17 protein-coding genes are annotated in these 19455 nt (G+C 54.2%); 11 read left to right on the plus strand and 6 right to left on the minus strand.

All coding sequences use genetic code 11. From position 1 onward, the window contains the following. Positions 1-212 precede the first annotated feature (212 nt). On the minus strand, positions 213-950 hold the full coding sequence (locus HQ49_RS05985; RefSeq protein ID WP_039418913.1) for a glycosyltransferase family 32 protein: 738 nt from the start codon (positions 948-950) through the stop codon (positions 213-215). Next, positions 947-2590 carry a lipopolysaccharide biosynthesis protein gene (locus HQ49_RS05990; protein ID WP_039446249.1) on the minus strand — a complete coding sequence of 548 codons (1644 nt, stop codon included), beginning with the start codon at positions 2588-2590 and terminating at the stop codon, positions 947-949. Before HQ49_RS05990 ends, HQ49_RS05985 begins: the two co-directional genes overlap by 4 nt. A 153-nt stretch (positions 2591-2743) precedes the next feature. On the opposite strand from HQ49_RS05990, the gene HQ49_RS05995 reads away from it, so the two are divergent. From HQ49_RS05995 to HQ49_RS06005, 3 genes are read left to right on the plus strand one after another with little or no spacing between them, the layout of a single operon-like run. Next, on the plus strand, positions 2744-3313 hold the full coding sequence (locus HQ49_RS05995; RefSeq protein WP_039418917.1) for an IS1096 element passenger TnpR family protein: 570 nt from the start codon (positions 2744-2746) through the stop codon (positions 3311-3313). Between the two features lie 19 nt (positions 3314-3332). After that, complete coding sequence (gene miaA, locus HQ49_RS06000; RefSeq protein ID WP_039418918.1) at positions 3333-4235, plus strand: tRNA (adenosine(37)-N6)-dimethylallyltransferase MiaA; 903 nt, start codon at positions 3333-3335, stop codon at positions 4233-4235. A 51-nt stretch (positions 4236-4286) separates the two neighbouring features. Further along, positions 4287-5246, plus strand: coding sequence for a glycosyltransferase family 2 protein (locus tag HQ49_RS06005; RefSeq protein ID WP_039418919.1), 960 nt, complete (start codon positions 4287-4289; stop codon positions 5244-5246). 10 nt (positions 5247-5256) lie between these two features. Here the strand turns inward: HQ49_RS06005 and HQ49_RS06010 are convergent, their stop codons facing one another. Then, on the minus strand, positions 5257-6165 hold the full coding sequence (locus HQ49_RS06010; protein ID WP_039419038.1) for a DMT family transporter: 909 nt from the start codon (positions 6163-6165) through the stop codon (positions 5257-5259). 228 nt (positions 6166-6393) lie between these two features. Further along, positions 6394-8367: a transcription termination factor Rho gene (gene rho, locus HQ49_RS06015; RefSeq protein WP_039418920.1), complete on the minus strand. Its 1974-nt coding sequence runs from the start codon at positions 8365-8367 to the stop codon at positions 6394-6396. 675 nt (positions 8368-9042) lie between these two features. Between rho and HQ49_RS06020 the strand changes: the two genes are divergently transcribed. The 8 genes from HQ49_RS06020 to HQ49_RS06055 all read left to right on the plus strand — a co-directional run bounded on the left by HQ49_RS06020 (position 9043) and on the right by HQ49_RS06055 (position 16979). Next, positions 9043-9561 carry an HU family DNA-binding protein gene (locus tag HQ49_RS06020; RefSeq protein WP_039418921.1) on the plus strand — a complete coding sequence of 173 codons (519 nt, stop codon included), beginning with the start codon at positions 9043-9045 and terminating at the stop codon, positions 9559-9561. Between the two features lie 45 nt (positions 9562-9606). Further along, complete coding sequence (gene ftcD / locus HQ49_RS06025) at positions 9607-10509, plus strand: glutamate formimidoyltransferase (RefSeq protein WP_039418923.1); 903 nt, start codon at positions 9607-9609, stop codon at positions 10507-10509. A 100-nt stretch (positions 10510-10609) separates the two neighbouring features. Next, a complete protein-coding gene (gene hutI, locus HQ49_RS06030) occupies positions 10610-11881 on the plus strand; it encodes an imidazolonepropionase (RefSeq protein ID WP_039418924.1) in 1272 nt (423 codons plus the stop codon). A gap of 93 nt (positions 11882-11974) precedes the next feature. Beyond that, a complete protein-coding gene (locus tag HQ49_RS06035) occupies positions 11975-13129 on the plus strand; it encodes a nucleoside recognition domain-containing protein (RefSeq protein ID WP_039418926.1) in 1155 nt (384 codons plus the stop codon). Positions 13130-13148: 19 nt separating this feature from the next. Then, positions 13149-14297 carry an OprO/OprP family phosphate-selective porin gene (locus HQ49_RS06040; protein ID WP_039418928.1) on the plus strand — a complete coding sequence of 383 codons (1149 nt, stop codon included), beginning with the start codon at positions 13149-13151 and terminating at the stop codon, positions 14295-14297. A gap of 24 nt (positions 14298-14321) precedes the next feature. Continuing rightward, complete coding sequence (locus HQ49_RS06045; protein ID WP_039418930.1) at positions 14322-14951, plus strand: cyclodeaminase/cyclohydrolase family protein; 630 nt, start codon at positions 14322-14324, stop codon at positions 14949-14951. A gap of 2 nt (positions 14952-14953) precedes the next feature. Next, entirely contained in the window at positions 14954-16447 is a 1494-nt protein-coding gene (gene hutH, locus HQ49_RS06050) for a histidine ammonia-lyase (RefSeq protein WP_039418931.1), read from the plus strand. A 202-nt stretch (positions 16448-16649) separates the two neighbouring features. Beyond that, a complete protein-coding gene (locus HQ49_RS06055; protein ID WP_005874159.1) occupies positions 16650-16979 on the plus strand; it encodes a cupin domain-containing protein in 330 nt (109 codons plus the stop codon). A 122-nt stretch (positions 16980-17101) separates the two neighbouring features. Here HQ49_RS06055 and HQ49_RS06060 read toward each other — a convergent pair whose 3' ends face one another. Then, positions 17102-18280, minus strand: coding sequence for a dicarboxylate/amino acid:cation symporter (locus HQ49_RS06060; protein ID WP_039418932.1), 1179 nt, complete (start codon positions 18278-18280; stop codon positions 17102-17104). Positions 18281-18308: 28 nt separating this feature from the next. Beyond that, positions 18309-19415, minus strand: a complete 1107-nt coding sequence (meaB, locus tag HQ49_RS06065) for a methylmalonyl Co-A mutase-associated GTPase MeaB (protein WP_039418934.1) — start codon at positions 19413-19415, stop codon at positions 18309-18311. Positions 19416-19455: the final 40 nt, after the last annotated feature.

The following is a 19455-nucleotide window of genomic DNA, read 5'->3' on the forward strand; positions in this document are numbered from 1 at the left end:
GTGCCGAGTGCCTGCCGTTTTTATTTCATGGCTATAAAGTTACAACCATATTGACGAATATTCACATGTCAAAACCCGGCTTACTTTCAGCTCGCCGGGGTGGCACCAAATACAACTACTTCCCCAAAAACCGGTCCGCAAAGGGAAAAAAAGGGCGACTACTTCGGAAATGAAATAGTCGCCCCATAGGATTCGCTTTTTACGCCCTATTCCTACGAAAAAATTAGTTTTTTCACCTTCACAAGTAATTTACCGACCGGCCCGAGGAAGAGAACAAGACGGTCTTTGAATTTCTGAGCAGGAGGCATCCACGAAGCAACGTAATGATGTATGCTATAAGTATGATCGGTAATAGTAGTAACTCGCGTATAATAGTTCTTCGGACAAAAATATTCTGTCGGATAGATATGCACATCCTCGATCTGTTGGTAGCTATTGTCCATGCTTAGTCCCTTCTCTTCGAGCATGTCGGTTACCACATGCACGATTGTAACGACAGAACTCTTATCGTTCGGGTCAGGGAAATCCATACGATCATATATATCCAACAGCTCTTTAAGCCATGGATGTTCCTTCGGAAGAGCAAAACCGAGTCCCAAGTTTACGGGATATTTGTCGGGGGCACCCCACCCGGGCAGCTCCCGTCCTATCCATCCTCCATGCTGACAAAGATCATCAACAGAGCGAATTAGCTCCACGTCCGTATCAAGATATACACCGCCATATCGGTACAAAGCCCAAAGGCGAGCATAATCACTGACAAAAGCATATTTGCCATGACGGTATGCATCCCGTACAAAGGGGATGCTGTTGACATCGAATGTATCCTCCGACCATAACCTGATTTCATAGTCGGGCATATAGCGCTGCCACGACTCCAGACATTGCTGTGCAAGCGGAGGGAATGGTTTGGGGCCAAACCAGCAATAATGAATAATCTTAGGTATCATCGCTTTCTAAAAATAAGAGAGAACTTGTTTTTGAGCCACAAGAGTGCCATCGTGCGCTCATTCGACCGGATGCCCAGCACCCATATAATAACCATATTAGCCAAAGTGGACAGACAGACCAAAAGCATAAGCCCCCAAAGTCCATCGGGAACGAGTCGGTGCAGACCGAAGCAGGAAAGAGTGGCTATTGCAGAAACGGCCAAAACAGGGCCTATTACCTCCTTGATATATGCCTGCCAATCAAGTGCAGAGACAAAGCGGCACAAAACCTCATAACCTCCAAGCACATACAATACTCGTACAGCCGCAAGAATTTTGATAGCCCACAAGGCTTCCAATCCGAAAAGAAAAGCTACATACATGGCCGGCAGAGCAAGCATGGAGATAATGCTTCCTACAATAATAAACCGGCGGATATGGCCTACTGCCTGCATACCGAACCAGGGAGGAGAACTGAGCACATTGACAAGGGCATAGATGAGTATCCAAATGGCAAAATCGGAAGCCTCAGCAGGCACATCGTTCAACCACAGCTTCAGGACATAATCCATCCTCAACATCAACGGCAAAGAGAGCATCAACATCAAGTAATAACCGAAACGGGAACTGGAAAAGACCAACCGCTTGAAGTAGGGGATATTGCCATTGGCGTAGCTCTTGACGATTTGAGGATGCACAGCGGAGAAGAAATTGAAAGTAAAACTCCCGACAGCACTATTGATTTGGTTGGCAATACCTCGTGCGGCATTGACTATAGGTCCGAAAAAAATGTTCAGGACAACGTCCGTACCCTGATTGTTGATAGACCAGACAAGCGTGGCAAAACCGTTCCAGCCGATGAAACTTCCCATACGGGCAAGGACGGCTTTATCCTTAAAGATCCAAACGCGCGCTTCAGGATACAGCCGTCGCACCAATAGCACCAATACGCCTTTCAAGATCAGCACCGTACCGATGAATAGCGCGGCATAAAGCTCCAACTTATCCCCGGGCAGGACGAACAAAAGTGCTGCAAGAACGAGTTTGAGCAATGCTTCAAGGATGCCCAGATAGGCATAAAGGCGCATATTCTCCCGAGCTATCAATATCGATTCGTACACAGCTCCCACCAAATAAAAACTCAACGAAAGAATGGTAAGGTGATATACCCATAGAGCTGCCGTAATACGTTCGGGAGGGATCTTGAGACTGTGATGGATCAGGTATAAACCCACCGCTTCTCCTACAATCATAGCGATGACGGCAAGAGAGATATGGATCAACAAGGATGCTCCTACGATCCTTTTGGCTTCTTCTATATCATTTTGGCCGATGGCATAGGCCAAGAACCTCTGGGCTGCATTGGAAAGAGAGGAAGAAAAGAAGATAAAAGACAAGCCCAGCCCCCCTATCAGCACATATATACCGTAATCTTCCACACCTAACGCCTCGTATATAAGCCTTGAGGTATAGAATGTAACGGCCATTACCAACAACAGACGAATAAATAAGAAAGCGGCATTGCGTGCCACTTGCTTACCTCCACTGATGTGCCTGTCTTTTTCCATGCGGCAAAGATATGTAGAAACCGTGCTGTCTATGCACTGTTGCAGAGCCGGAATAGGGAAAAACACAAGAGATATAGAGAAATGGAATATCATTGAGCTATATTTTTAGGTTTTATACAATTTTCGAACAGTGTTGAAAGGGCTAATCGCGTGTTTATACCGCACAATGAAAGACGAGGGCGACAGAGGTCGCCTGTGTTTTTTTCCTACTTTTGGATTGCATAATCGATAAGCACAAACTGCAATATGGTATTCAACTTTCTGATAGTTTCCGATGAGGTGGAAGATTTCCGCCGAGAGATAGCGATCGACTCCGAAGCTACCTTCCTCGACCTCCAAAATGCGATTCTGGACTCGGTGGGCTATTCGCACAGCGAGCTAACGTCTTTCTTCCTCTGCGATGAGGACTGGCGCAAGGGGCAGGAGATTACACTGATGGAGATGGACACGGCCTCGGATGAAGACTCGTATGTGATGGAAAATACACGCTTGGAAGAGTTCATCGAGGACGAACACCAACGTCTCGTCTTCGAATTCGACTTGATGACGGAGCGTTACTTCTTTATCGAAGTGATGGATATAGTACCGGGCAAATCGCTCTCGGAGCCTAAGCTCCTTACGTCGGAAGGATTGCCTCCGCAACAAAGCTCTCTGGACGATCTGATGGATCCGACTGCTGCTCCTGCCAAGCAGGCCAAGGGATTGGATCTGGAAGAAGACTTCTTCGGCGACAGCGAGTACAATGAGGACGAGATAGACCGCGAGGGATTCGAGGGCTTCGATGAGATAACATCCGACCTGTCCGATAACTATTGACCCTGATACGTCCGGCGCATTGGAGACTCAGGATCATACGCTATACGTCCTCCTTGGCCCCACCGGTGTGGGCAAGACGGATCTGAGCCTCGACATAGCCGAGCGTTTGGGCAGCCCGATCATCTCGGCCGACTCCAGACAGATATTTCGCGAACTGCCCATAGGAACAGCGGCACCCACTCCCGAACAGCGGGCGAGGGTGCCGCATCTTTTTGTCGGTACGCATAGCGTGAGGGACTATTATAGCGCGGGAATGTACGAGGTGGAAGTGCTCGAAGCTCTGAAAGAACTCTTCCAAAAGTATAGAGGGGTGCTCCTTACGGGCGGTTCGATGATGTATATAGATGCGGTTTGCCGGGGGATAGACGATATTCCCGACCCCTTTCCGGAGGTGAGGGAAGAGCTTTACGCCCGATACGCAGCGGAAGGATTGGACGGGATACTGGCACAGCTCCGACTACTGGATCCCGATTACTACGCCAAGGTGGACAGACGGAACTATAAGCGAGTGATCCACGGTTTGGAGATATGCCTCTCGACCGGCCAGCCGTTCTCCTCGTTCCACCGACACGAGGCCAAGGAGCGTCCGTTCCGAATCGTCAAGATCGGACTTTGCCGAGAGCGCGAGGAACTATGCAGACGGATAGACGCCCGTGTATTGGCGATGATGGAGCAAGGTCTGGAGGAAGAGGCTCGTGCCGTCTATCCCCTGCGCCATCTCAATGCGCTCAATACGGTCGGCTACAAAGAAATGTTCGAATACTTCGACGGCTCGATCGACCGGACAGAGGCTGTAAGGCGGATCCAACGCAACAGTCGTGTATATGCCCGCAAGCAAATGACATGGTTCAGGCGCGACAGTACGATCCGCTGGTTCCATCCCGAAGCGGACAGAGAGGCTGTCCTGACCCTTGTCACCTAAGCACTTGATTTTCCCCAGAGCGTGCTCAAAACAATCTAAACGTCAATTCCTATGGATGTCAATACGACTTATACGAAGGAGCTTTCCATCGTCGTACCGATCTATAATGAAGAGAAGGAACTTCCCGAGCTGGTGCGGCGGTTGAGTGCGGCGGCGGCTTCGATAACGGAGGACTACGAACTGATCTTTGTCAATGACGGCAGCCGCGATGGTTCGATGGAGCTATTGCGCAGCCTGTGCAAGGGTGATGACCGTTTCTTCTATATCAATCTGAGTCGCAACTTCGGCCACCAGATAGCCGTGTCGGCAGGATTAGACCATGTGAGGGGAAAGGCTACCGTGATCATCGACGGCGACTTGCAGGATCCGCCGGAATTGATACCGGAATTGTATGCGAAATACTGCGAGGGCTACGAAGTGGTCTATGCACAGCGGAAGCATCGCGAAGGCGAAACGTGGTTCAAGAAGGCGACGGCCAAGGGGTTCTACCGGACGATGCGCAAGATCACGTCTATCGATATGCCGCTGGACACGGGCGACTTCCGCCTGATCGACCGGAAGATCGTGCAGTGCCTCAGAGAGATGCCCGAGCAGAACAAGTTCCTGAGGGGGCAAATCGCCTGGATGGGATTCCGCCAGACAGGGGTGCTCTTCGACAGAGACGAAAGAAAATACGGCCAAACGAACTATCCGCTCAGGAAGATGCTTGCCTTGGCCATCGACGGCATCACGGGATTTTCCAGCAGGCCGCTCGAATGGGTGGCCAAATTAGGTGCCTGGGTTTCCCTGCTCTCGTTATTCGTGATCGTCTATGCCCTCATCTCCCACTTCCTGCTGGATAAGACGGTCAGCGGATGGACGTCCGTCATCGTAAGCTCCATGTTCTTGGGAGGAGTGCAGCTGATATGCCTTGGGGTGATCGGCACCTATATATCCAAGATCAACAAAAATATAGTCGGCAGACCCCTCTACTTGGTAGCCGAAAGCAATATAGCGGCAGACGAACGGTAGCGAACGGACGCTATCGTCTCCTCCTCCGGAGCATCAGTTCGAGCGGTTCGGAGAAGACGATAAGCGCAACAGCTATAAGGATACAGCCCATACCGACTATAGCGGAGGCCCCCAACACCTCGTCGAAGACCCACACACCGACCAATACGGACGTAAGCGGCTCCATAGCTCCCAGTGCAGAGGTGAGCGTGGAGCCGATGTTGCGTACGGCCACTACCAAAGCCAGATTGGACACTACGGTCGGCACCAAAGCCAAGAGCAGGATATGGCCCCATGAGAGTGCATCGGGAAGAGGAGCCACTTCGCCCTGTCTGACGAGGACGTTGATCAGGCAAAAACCTGCCGCAGCCACGAAGACGTAAAACGTCAGTCGCCGCCCCGGCATGGTTCGGATCCGGCTCCGATTGACAAAGACGATATAGAGGGCATAGCAAAGTGCCGAGATGGCGACTATCACAAAGCCGGTAAGCCCTACCCGATCGCCCCCTCCCGTGAGGCCCATCAGCAAGCCCACGCCTATCAGGGCGATGAGAATGGCTGTCAATGGCACGGGCGAAAGTCTCTCCCGAAAGAATAGAAGCATCAGTGCCGAGACGAACAGCGGATAGAGGAAGTGGATGGTGGTGGCTACTCCGCTGGCCATATAGCTGTAGCCGTGGAAGAGGAAAAGTGCCGAGCCGGTGTAGAGCAAGCCCAGCAATACCAGCGGACCTATATCCGCGCGGCCGGCTCTGAAGCTGCCGCCCGATAGGCGATGCAGCAGACCGATGGCGATGGCAGCGAAGAAGAAGCGATAGAAAAGAATAAGCTCGAACGAAGCCCCCTTAGCCGAAATCGGCAGCGTGAACAGGGGGATGAGTCCGAACGTGGCGGACGACAGTACACCGACCGCAAGACCGTAGAGGCGTGAAGATGTCATGAATGCTGCCGTAACGAATGGAGGATTGATACTTATAATAATAAGGTATAGCAGAGCGAAGTGCTCAGCCAAGTACGGAGAGAGATCGAAGGACGATGCGCTCGGCTCTTCGACCTCTCTCCCTCCTGTCTGCCGGTCTGCTACCGGATAGAGGGCGGCTTGTCTCTCACAAGCCTGTCTGCCGCCCGCTCTCCTCTTGTGGAGGGAGGGAGCGAGGCAGCGCGGTTATCAGTTGCTCATCGAGGCGAGGAACTCCATATTGGTATGCGTATTCTCCAGCTGCTTGCGGACGAACTCCATGGCCTCGACAGGATTCATGTCGGAGAGATACTTGCGCAGGATCCACATACGGTTCAGCGTGGTCTCGTCCTGTAGCAGGTCGTCGCGACGCGTACTGCTGGACATGATGTCCACCGCCGGGAATATCCGCTTGTTGGACAGGCGGCGATCGAGCTGCAGCTCCATATTGCCCGTACCCTTGAACTCTTCGAATATCACTTCGTCCATCTTAGAACCTGTGTCGGTCAGTGCCGTGGCCAGAATGGTCAGACTACCGCCGTTTTCGATGTTACGAGCGGCACCGAAGAAGCGTTTCGGCTTCTGCAGGGCATTGGCATCGACACCACCTGAGAGCACCTTGCCCGATGCCGGCTGTACGGTATTGTATGCACGTGCCAGACGGGTGATGGAGTCGAGCAGGATGACCACGTCATGACCGCACTCGACCATTCTTTTGGCTTTGTTCAGGACGATCTCGGCGATCTTCACGTGACGCTCTGCCGGTTCGTCGAAGGTGGAGGCGATGACCTCGGCGTTCACACTTCGCGCCATGTCGGTGACCTCTTCGGGACGCTCGTCGATGAGCAGGACGATCATATAGACTTCGGGGTGATTGGCTGCGATGGCATTGGCAATATCCTTGAGGAGCATCGTCTTACCCGTCTTGGGCTGGGATACGATGAGGCCGCGCTGGCCTTTGCCTATGGGGGCGAAGAGGTCTACGACGCGGACGGATATTTTGTCGTTTACGGCGCGCACGCCCGGAGCTTCGAGGGTGAACTTCTCTTCGGGGAAGAGGGGTGTGAGGTGATCGAAGGGCACGCGGTCGCGGATCTCTTCGGGGCTACGTCCGTTCACACTCTTGAGCTGAACGAAGGGGAAGTACTTCTCGCCCTCCCGGGGCGGACGGATATGTCCTGCCACGACGTCGCCCGTCTTCAGTCCGTTCTGCTTGATCTGCTGCTGGGACATGTACACATCGTCCGGAGAGGACAGGTAGTTATAGTCCGAGGAGCGGAGGAATCCGTAGCCGTCGGGCATGATCTCCAGTACTCCCATGCACTCAAGGATACCGTCGAAGTTGTAGAGAGATTGCTGAGGTTCGCGGCGGAGAGTCGGCACGTTGGCCGGCTGTCGCTGCCTGATGGGGCTGCTGCCGACCGGAGCTGTGGCAGGCTTCGGCCTCTGCTGGGGCTGGGGAGAGCTGTACGGCAGCACCTGATCCAGCACCGAAGAGCTGTTCTTGTGCCTGAATACGAGGCGGCGAGCACCGCCCTCATCGACGGCTCCCGTAGTCGATGCCGTGGTGATGGACTCGATGGCAGGGGGAGGAGCAGGCGTCTCCGCTCTGGTCTCCTCTTCTACGGGCTTGACGGCAGGCAATACGGCAGCGGCGGCAGGCTTAGTCGCAGCCGGCTGCTTCTCCTGTGGGAGGTCGCTCTCGGCCGGGACATCGACGGATGCCGGCGCAGCCGGTTTCGGAGCCGGCTTCCTGTCCGTCCTCTTCTTCTCCGTGGCGTTTATCTCTTCGGCAGCGGCCAGAGCCACTAATTGCTGGGCGTCCTCCTGAGTCTCGATCGCAGTCTCTTCCGACTTGCGAGGACGTCCGCGCCTGCGCTTGGTCTGAGCGTCTTCCGCTGCCGGCTCGGCAGGAGCCGTCTCGGCGTCTTTGCTTTCGGGAGCTTCCTCCCCGGCGTCCTTGCGAGGACGACCCGGCTTGCGCCTTTCGGTGCGTTGTCCTTCTTTCGCTTTTTGTTTTTCCTTCTGAACGCCGGCTACACTGATAGCCTGTTCATCGAGTATCTTGTAAATAAGTTCTTGTTTGGGCATTGAGCCGGCATTGGCAATACCCAACTCACCGGCGATAGCGGCGAGTTCAGCTTCAGCCTTTTCGTTCAGATCGACGATCGTGTACTTCTGCATAAAAAATGATGATGAGTTTTAGGAAATAAGATGATGAGTTGAATCGGGAAACGGTATCAGGGATGAGGCTTTTCAGAGTACTCGATACCGTCGGGACGAAAGGATAGAGAATAGGTGTCTATCTCATTTTCCGTCGTGCAAATGTAAGAAATAAATCGAAAAACGGTCTCCACCCTCCCCTCACATTCATCACGGGAATCTCCCCCACCGCATGCCGCCGGCCTGAGAGCCCGTGAAGAGAGGCCGCCGCAGACGACAGCAGAGCGGCTCGCTCCGGTACCCTGAGGGGTGGGACAAGTATTTGGTTTTCGCTATCGGCCGAATCGAACTATTTGGGTACCTTTGTCGGCAGTTTGCAGACCGCACCGACAAGTCGTGGCCGACCCCTCGGTCAGCCGCATGCGGAAGGAGCCGCAGCACTCCGCCGGAGGAAGGCCGAGAGCCACCGACCCGAACGTCAGGACGAGGCCGTGGCCGTCTGCAATACTCCCTCGAAAAAACGTCTAGACGTTTTGCCCGAAACGTCTAGACCTTTTGCTCGAAACGTCTAGACGTTTTATTCGGAACGTCTAGACGTTTTCCTCCGAACGTCTAGACGTTTTTTTTCGGAGCACTTGAGGGATGTATCGGGCATGAATAGTCATCGAAGAGTAAGAAACTAATAATAAGTAAGTTATGTCCCTAAAGTATGTAATCAAAAAGTCTGTCGCCAAGATCGGCCCCAAAGCCGGACAGACCATCTATTATGCCCAGCCGGCGGCACAAGACTCGGTAACCTTCCACAGCCTCTGCAAGCGAATAGCCGAGGAGTCGTCTCTGACCTCTGCCGACGTGAAAGGCATCCTCGACCGCCTGGTCAATATCCTCACCGAGGAGCTGCCCAACGGCAAGACGGTTCGCATAGGCGAGCTGGGCAGCTTCCGCCTCTCGTTCGGCTCCAAACAGCTGGACGATCCCAAGAGTTTCTCCGTGGATCAGATCCAGAAGCACAGGCTCGTCTTCATCCCCTCGGCAGAGCTCAAGAGCATACCGGCACGCGGCAAGCTCCGCCCCGGCTCCTCGGCACTGGCCTTCGACTATGAGCGTGTGGAGCCTCAGCCCAAGAAGAAACCCGGCGCAGGCGACAATCAGACACCCTCTCCCTCCGGACCCGACAGCGGCGGCGATCAGGGCAGCACCGGCGGCGGACTCTGATCCCGTCCGATCATTACTATAATCAACCCAAGCAATAATACAGACATGGCATTATCAAGAATCATGGAGTGCGTGCCCAACTTCTCGGAGGGACGCGACAAAGAGAAAATCGAGAAGATAGTAAACCCCTTCCGCACGCGCGAAGGCGTCAAGCTATTGAACTATAGCAACGATGAGGATCACAACCGTCTCGTCGTGACCGTAGTGGGCGAACCTGAGCCCCTGCGCGATGCAGTGATCGAAGCCGTAGGCATCGCCGTAGAGCTGATCGACCTGACCAAGCATTCGGGTCAACATCCCCGTATGGGCGCAGTGGACGTGATCCCCTTCATCCCCATCAAGAACGTGACTGCCGAAGATGCCGATGCCCTCGCCAAGGAAGTAGGCCGCACGATAGGAGAGAAGTACGGCATACCCGTATTCCTCTATGAGAAATCGGCTACCGCTCCCCACCGTGAGAACCTGGCCAAGATCCGCAAAGGCGAATTCGAAGGCATGGCAGAGAAAATACACGAAGCCGACTGGCATCCTGACTTCGGCCCGGCCGATCGTCACCCGACAGCCGGTACCGTGGCAGTCGGTGCCCGTATGCCGCTCGTCGCTTACAACGTGAACCTCAATACGAACGACCTCTCCATCGCGGACGCCATCGCCAAGAAGGTACGCTTCCTCGGCGGCGGTCTGCGCTTCTGCAAGGCCATGGGCGTAGAGCTTACCGACCGCGGCATCGTACAGGTGTCCATGAACCTGACGGACTTCACCAAGACGGCCGTCTATCGTGCTCACGAGATGGTACGTATGGAAGCCGCACGCTACGGCGTATCGGTAGTGGGCAGCGAAGTGATCGGACTCGTGCCCATGCAGGCACTGATCGACTGCGCCGAATACTACCTCGGCATCGAAAACTTCTCCATGGATCAGATCCTCGAATCTCAGATCATGGAGTAAACGTCATCATGTTTGTTGTTTGAAGGATAGAGATACCACCCGCCGCCCTCTATCGGGTGGCGTGGTGGTGCTCTATTTGCAAGCTTCTTTCCGACAATACATGCCTAACACCCCCGACACAATGAATCTCTACATCAAGAATATCGCCCAGCTCGTCACCTGTCAAGGCACCGAAGCCAAACACGGCCGCGAAGCCATGCGGCAGATACACACCATCGAAGGCCCTGCCGCAGTGGTCGTCCGCGATGGCATCATCGCCTTTGCCGGTCGCATGGCGGACGTAGCCCCCTCCATGACCCAAGGCTGCCAAGAGCTGGACGCCACGGGACGCTGCGTACTGCCGGGCTTTGTCGACAGCCACACGCACGTAGTCTTCGGCGGCTACAGGGAAGATGAGTTCCAATGGCGGCTCGCCGGCGACAGCTACATGAGTATCATGGAGCGCGGCGGAGGGATCGCCAGCACCATGCGCGCTACACGTGCCGAATCGGAAGACCAGCTGAAAGCCTCCGCCCTCCGGCACCTCTCCAATATGATGAAGATGGGCGTCACCACCGTAGAAGCCAAGAGCGGCTACGGGATGGACCTCGAGACCGAGCTGAAGCAGCTGCGCGTAGTGCGCGACCTTCAGGACGAACAGCCCCTCGACCTCTACTCCACCTTCATGGGAGCGCATGACACCGCCCCCGAATACAAAGGACGTCCCACCGAATTCATCGAGTACCTCTGCCGCGAAGTGCTGCCCGAAGTCGTGCGGCAGGACTTGGCCGAGTGCTGCGACATCTTCACCGAGAAGGGCGTATTCGATCACGAACAGACCCGACGGATGCTTACGGCCGCCAAGGAAGCAGGGCTCTCCGTCAAGATGCATGCAGACGAGATCGTGCCATTCGGCGGAGCTGAGCTGGCTGCCGAACTGGGATGCCTCTCGGCAGATCATCTGCTTCAAATATCCGACGCGGGAATTAAGGCCTTGGCCGAAAGCAACACCGTGGCCACTCTGCTACCGTGTACCGCCTTCAGCCTCCGTGCCGACTACGCTCCCGCCCGTAAGATGATCGACTCCGGCTGTGCCGTAGCTATCGCCAGCGACCTCAATCCGGGCAGTTGCTTCTCGGCTTCCGTCCCCCTGATGTTTGCCCTTGCCACCCTCTACATGGGCATGACCGTCGAAGAAGCCATCACGGCCCTCACCATCAACGGGGCTGCAGCCATAGGAAGAGCCGATACGATCGGCAGCATCGAGCCGGGGAAGAAGGGCGACCTCGTCGTACTCCAATACCCATCGTACAAATTCCTCTCCTATCACTTCGGTATGAACCTCGTGGAGCATACCGTCAAAGGAGGCAGGGTCGTCTACACCAACTCATAATCCTCACGGCAAAGACCGGAGCGGAGCACCGAACGAAGCTCCGCTCCGGCCTTGTCTTTTCCCCACCAAAAACCACCGCATACATTATTATAAATGGAGACAAGATCTCAACACAAGAAACTGACGTTCAGGCGTCATCTCTTCGAAGCCCTCCGCTTCATCATTCTCTTCTTCGCCATATTCGGCTATGTAGGGCATGTCATGGGTCTGCCCAATATGCTCAATACGATCATGCAGACCTCCTATCACCTCCTGCTCGAGACCGTATTCTATATCATGGGTATCACGGTACTGAGTGGTGCCTTGGGCAGTCTGCTCGTGGAGTTCCATGTCGTGGATATGCTCGAGCGCATCCTACAGCCCCTGATGAAGCCCCTCTACAACCTGCCGGGCGTGTCGGCACTCGGAGGCATCCTCACCTTCCTTAGTGACAATCCGGCCATCATCTCTCTGGCACAGGATCGCAAGTTCTGCTCCTACTTCAAGAAATACCAGCTTGTCAGCCTCACCAATTTCGGTACGGCCTTCGGCATGGGTATGGTCGTTATCATCTTCATGGCAGGACAGGGCTATGGCGGCGGTGCCGTGGTAGGCCTCTTCGGAGCCATCGTCGGCAGCGTAGTCAGCACTCGTCTGATGCAGCGCAGCACGCTCCGCCGCTATCCGAAGATGGACAGTCCCGTCAATGTGGAGGAGATGGAGCACGAGGAAACGAAAGAGCATAAGGAGAACCTCTTCCTTCGTATGCTCAATGCCATACTGGACGGCGGCAAGACGGGTGTAGACCTCGGCATAGCCATCATCCCCGGCGTGCTCATCATCAGTACGGCCGTTATGATGCTCACCAACGGACCTGCCGGACCCGACGGCACCTTCGCCGGCAAGGCATACGAAGGCGTCGGCCTGCTACCGGCCCTTGCCGACAAGGTGGACTTCCTCTTCCACTGGCTCTTCGGCTTCACCGATTCCCGCCTCATCGCCTTCCCGATCACCGCGCTCGGAGCAGTCGGTGCAGCCCTCGGACTGGTACCCAACTTCTCGGCCCAAGGTATTCTGGACGGCAATGCAGTAGCCGTCTTCACTGCCATGGGTATGTGCTGGAGCGGCTTCCTCAGTACGCACACGGCCATGCTCGATAGTCTCAAGTACCGCCGCCTCATCACACAGGCGATCGGAGCACACGCGATCGGCGGACTCGTCGCCGGCGTATTCGCCCACTGGCTCTTCGTCCTCGTCTCACTCATTTGATCCCATCCACGACCAACGTATGAACAAATCGCTATTATCATTGGCATGCCTCATCCTGTTCGGTATGCCGGCCATCGCCCAACAGACAGGACCGGCCGAACGCAACGGCGAGCCTTCTCTGGCCGAACGTGTATTCGGTCTGGAGCAGAAGCAGAAAAAGCTGAAGGTGTACTTAGGCATACAGTCGTTCTACGACCAGCCGCTCGTCGATGACGAATCCCACATCGGACGCTTCAAGGTACACGAGCTGCGGATGTCTGCTCATGGCGAACTGAACCGCTATCTCAGCTTCGACTGGCGACAACGTCTCAACCGTGCGGCCGACGGCTCTTCATTTGCCGACAATCTCTCCGATGCCATCGACATCGCAGGTGTGGACTGGCACCCAAGCGACAAGGTGTCCTTCTTCTTCGGACGTCAGTACGCACGTTTCGGAGGGATAGAATACGACATGAACCCCGTAGAGATCTACCAGTACAGCGACCTTGTGGACTACATGACATGCTATACTTCGGGCGTGAACTTCGCATGGAACTTCCACCCCGAACAGCAGCTGCAGCTACAGGTACTCAATGCTTACAACAATCGCTTCGCCGACCGCTACCACGTGACACCCGATGTCGCTACCGCCACGAGCTACCCGCTCCTCTACTCGGCACAGTGGAACGGTACCCTCCTCGGAGGAGCACTGCACATGCGTTACGCCGTATCAATGGCTCACCAAGCCAAAGAGCGTAATATGTGGTACTTCACGGCGGGCAATCAGTTCAATCCGGGCAGACGGATCAACGGATACCTCGACCTCACCTACTCGATCGAGGGATTGGACGACAAAGGCATTATGACTGCTCGCTACGGCAAGGGCAAGACCCTCACGGACGTCAAGTACTATGCTCTGGTATCGAAGTGGAACTTCCGCCTCCTCGATCAGGTCAATCTCTTCGTCAAAGGCATGTACGAGAACGGCTACGCGCCTGCCCAATACGGCGAAAGCAGCCACACGCGCCACTCCTACGGCTATATGGGAGGGGTGGAATATTACCCCACGGAGACCAACTTCCGTCTGTTCGTCACCTACATAGGACGGCACTACCGGTACAGTGCGACCGAGACGGAAAGCACCAATGCTCTTCGCGCCGGTCTGATCTATCAGATACCTTTCTTATAATAATCACCAAACATTCACGTAATAATGATTCTAACAGATCTTACAGTAAAAGGCTTCCTCGCCGAGACAGCAGGCCAGGAACCCGTACCCGGAGGAGGCAGTATCTCCGCTCTGAACGGCTCTATTGCAGCAGCATTGGCCGAAATGGTGGCTAACCTGACTATCGGTAAGAAGAAGTACGCCGAGGTGGAAGCCGAGATGCAGACTATCGCTACCGAAGCAGCCGCTATTCAGAAAGAACTGGTACTGGATATAGACCGCGACAGCGATGCTTATAATAAGGTATTCGCCGCCTTCAAACTCCCCAAGGAAACGGATGAAGAGAAGGCCGTTCGCTCGGCTCAGATTCAGGAGATGACCAAATATGCAGCATCCGTACCTATGGAGGTGGCTCGGCGTGTACACAGTCTGTTGCCGCTGATCGAAGCAGTCGTAGCCAAAGGCAATCAGAATGCCATTACGGACGGATGTGTAGCCATGATGTGCGCTCGCACGGCTATCATCGGTGCCCTGCTGAATGTTCGTATCAATCTGACGTCTATCAAGGACGAGGATTTCGTCAAGACGCATACGGAAGAAGCCAATGCGATCGAAGCCGATGCCGTACGTCGCGAGGCCGAGGTATTGGCTATCACCAAAAAAGCATGCGAATAACGATGGCACGTACTTCTTTTCAAGTCGGTTCCGAACCGCTCTCTCTGGATCTGCTTCGCGAATATCTGGATAGTCGCTTCAAGCTGGAGCTATCGGCCGATGCCGTAAGACGTATCGAGCATTGCCGCCACTATCTGGACGAGAAAGTGAAGCAGTCGGACAAACCCATATACGGCGTGACCACCGGCTTCGGCTCTCTCTGCAACAGGACAATTACACCGGATCAGCTCACCGCCCTACAGGAGAACCTCGTCAAGAGTCATGCCTGTAGCTGCGGCACGCCCGTTCATGAGGACATCGTGCGCCTGATGCTTCTGCTCAAAGCTCATGCCCTCCAGTTGGGACACAGCGGCGTACAGCTATGCACCGTGCAGCGTATTCTGGACATGCTCAATAACGATGTGCTCCCCATCGTTTACGATCGCGGTTCGCTCGGCGCATCGGGCGACCTCGCCCCTCTGGCCAATCTCTTCCTGCCGCTTATCGGTGAGGGAGAAGTCATGTACAAGGGTGAGAAACGCGATGCCTGCGATGTGATGCAGGAGTTCGGCTGGGAGAAGATCATCCTCAAGAGCAAAGAAGGCTTGGCTCTGCTCAATGGCACACAGTTCATGAGCAGTCATGGCGTCTACGCCCTCCTCAAGGCGCACCGTCTCGTAGAGGTAGCAGACTGTATCGGTGCACTCTCGCTCGAAGCTTTCGATGGCTTGGATGCCCCCTTTACCGACAACCTCCACATCATACGTCCTCACCCCGGACAGTTGGCCGTAGCTCGTCACCTGAAGGAAGTACTGAAAGGCAGCGAGCAGATAGCCCGCCCGAAGAAGCAGGTACAGGATCCGTACAGCTTCCGCTGTATGCCGCAGGTTCACGGAGCCAGCCGTGATGCCATCGCCTACGTTACAGAGGTAGTCATTCGTGAGATCAACTCCGTGACCGACAATCCCACGGTCTTCCCCGATGAAGATCTTGTCGTATCGGGTGGTAACTTCCACGGCCAACCTCTTGCCATCGTATACGATTTCCTGGCTATAGCCTTGGCAGAACTGGGCAATATAAGCGAACGCCGTACGGCTCAGCTCATACTCGGCCTGCGCGATCTGCCTGAGTTCCTCGTGGCCAATCCCGGTCTGAACAGCGGATTCATGATACCGCAGTACGCAGCCGCAGCGATGGTGAGCAAGAACAAGATGTACTGTTTCTCTGCAGCGAGCGATAGCATCGTCAGCAGCAACGGGCAGGAAGACCACGTTTCTATGGGAGCCAACGCAGCAACGAAGCTGCTTCCGATCATAGAAAACTTGGAGATGATCTTCGCCATCGAACTCCTCGATGCGGCCCAAGCCTTCGAATTCCGCCGTCCGACCAAGACGTCTCCGTACTTGGAGAAGATGCTCGGCGAGCTGCGCAAGGTAGCTCCCAAGGTGGAGGACGATGTAGTCATGTACAAACAGATACAGGCAGCCACGGAGTTCGTTCGCGAATATGCTTTCTAACGAACCTCGCTTCTCCCGCTGATTCCTTACGCTGAGGGGGAGGGAGATACAGGCTTTCCGAATGCAAGAAAGAGAGGGTGTGCCACGAAGTATTTTTCGTTTGGCACACCCTCTTCTCGTATAGGCTCGCTCCGACGCAATAAGGGTAATGCCATGCCCGTTTACAAGACATGAGATCAGACTAAACAATCGAAAACAAACAATGACAAAAGAAACATACCCCAAAGCTACTGTTCTCGACATATCGGCATCAGTAGAGTATTCCGACGGCGGAATCATCAGCAAACAAGTACTTAAGAACGAAGTAGGCAACATTACTCTCTTCTCCTTCGACCAAGGGCAGGGACTGAGCGAACACACAGCACCTTTCGATGCCTTCGTACAGATATTGGAAGGGGAAGCGGAAATAAGAATCGGAGGCCAACCTCTTCTCCTCAAAGCCGGCCGGTCCGTCATCATGCCGGCCAACGTCAGCCATGCACTCCATGCTACGAAACGCTTCAAGATGCTCCTCACCATGATCCGCGGCTGAAAACGTGCAGACATATACTGCGCCATCCTGGGGACGTAAAGCCTCCAACAAATAAACAAAGGAGAGGAGATCTGTACATGCCGACAGTCTCCTCTCCTTTCTTTTTCTTCCTAACCTCTTGTCTACCTTGCGACTGCCTGCCTCTTGCGCATCATGAGTTTGTCCACGATCAGCGAGATAGCACCGTCGCCTGTGACATTACAAGCCGTACCGAAGTTATCCATGGTTATATACAATGCTATCATGAGTGCCTGTAAGGACTCATCGAAACCGAGCATACTCTGCAAAACACCCAAAGCTGCCATGATGGCTCCACCCGGTACTCCCGGAGCTGCCACCATCGTAATACCGAGCATAAAGATAAAGCCGGCAAACAGACCTGCATCATAAGGCATCCCCTGCATGATCATCAGAGCCAAGGCACAACAAGTAATCTTGAGCGTGCTACCGCTCAGGTGGATCGTAGCACAGAGAGGGACGGTAAAGCCTGCTATCTCTTCCGATACGCCACACTTCACCGCACTCTTGAGCGTGACGGGAATAGTGGCTGCCGAAGACTGCGTACCGAGAGCAGTGAAATAAGCCGGCATCATCCGCCACAGCATTCTGAAAGGATTCTTCTTGGTTATAAATCCTGCCACAGCGTATTGGAAGATCAGCAGGATGATATGAAGGCCGAAAATAATACCGATGATACTAAGGAATACGGATAATACCTTCACCACTTCGCCCTGATGGGTCATGTTCAGAAAGATCCCAAAGATATAAATAGGTAGCAAGGGGATAATAACTTTGGCGATCAACTTGGTGATAATCTCCTGGAAATCCTGCATCATTCCCTTCATACCACGGCTTTCCATGCCGGCCAACCCCAGACCGAGCACAAAGGAAAGGACAAGAGCTGTCATCACGCTCATCATCGGCGGTATGGCGATAGAGAAGTAAGGCTCTACTCCTTGCGACTGAGTAACATCGCTCATACCCGTACCGGGAGAAATCAAAGACGGGAAGAAAGCATTGCCGGCGAAGTAGGCGAATAGGCCTGACAACACAGTAGCCATATAGGCTATCAGCACAGTGATAAGAAGCATCCTTCCGGCACCTTTCCCGATGTCAGCAATAGCCACCGTCACCAATCCGAGGATAATCAGCGGAATGGAGAAGCCGAGCAGTTCGCTAAAGAGAGTATTGAAAGTGACGAAGATCCGAATAAACGGGAAGCTGAAGAGGTTGCCGAAGCCGATACCGAGGATAATGGCCAATATGATCTTGGGTAAAAGGCCGATCCGTAGTTTACGCATAAGGGTTAAGGTTGCTTGATCAAGAAGATTATTTGTTGGAAATATAGCGGAAGTAGGCATCCAGTAGACGACGGGCAGCAACGAAACTCGTGGCACGATCTTCCAACACGGCCTCTTCGACCTCCGGTATGAGGCTCTGAACCTCTGTACTGTTGTAGAACGAATCGCGCAGTTCGTCGTTGATCGTCTCGTACATCCACCACTTGGCCTGACGCTGACGCTTCAGCCGGAAGAATCCGTTGTCCGTCGTAAAATGGCGGTACTCGTCGATCATATCCCAAATATCCTTGATACCGATGGCATAATAGCCCGAATAGGTGAGAACGCGCGGCTTCCATCCCGACTCCGCCGGTGGGAATAGCCGAAGAGCATTCCGATAATGCGAAGCCGCCAGATTGGCCTTGTCGATATTGTCTCCGTCCGCTTTATTGACGATGATACCATCGGCCATCTCCATGATGCCGCGCTTGATACCCTGAAGTTCATCCCCCGTACCGGCCAGCTGGATCAGCAGGAAGAAGTCCACCATCGAATGGACAGCCGTTTCGCTCTGTCCCACGCCCACAGTCTCTACGAAGATCGTATCGAATCCGGCCGCTTCACACAGCACGATGGTCTCACGCGTCTTGCGCGCCACACCACCCAGTGAGCCGGCAGCAGGACTGGGACGAATAAAGGCATTCTTCTCGCGGGAAAGCTGCTCCATACGGGTCTTATCTCCCAGAATACTCCCTTTGGATCTCTCGCTGCTGGGGTCTATGGCCAGCACGGCGAGCTTCCGCCCCTGCTTGATGAGGTGCATACCGAAAGCATCGATCGAAGTACTCTTGCCCGCTCCGGGTACTCCGGTAATACCGATACGCATGGAACGGCCGGCATGAGGCAGGCACTGCTCTATGATCTGCTGCGCCGTATCCTGATGCATGGGCAGGAGACTTTCCACCAGTGTGACAGCACGACTCAGGATGGTAATATCGCCCGCCAAAATGCCATCCACATAGTCCTTGACCGTCAGTTTCTTGCGTCTTGTTCTGTGCAGGTAGGGATTGATGATGGGCATATTGGAAACGCCCTTATTCACTTTCAGTCCCTTATAACAATCATCATTTTCGGGATGATGAAGTAGTTCGTCCATAGTTATTGTTCAGTTTATCAGATCTGCTGTAATCTCACTT

The sequence above is a fragment of the Porphyromonas gulae genome, assembly GCF_000765945.1.
Lineage (GTDB): Bacteria > Bacteroidota > Bacteroidia > Bacteroidales > Porphyromonadaceae > Porphyromonas > Porphyromonas gulae.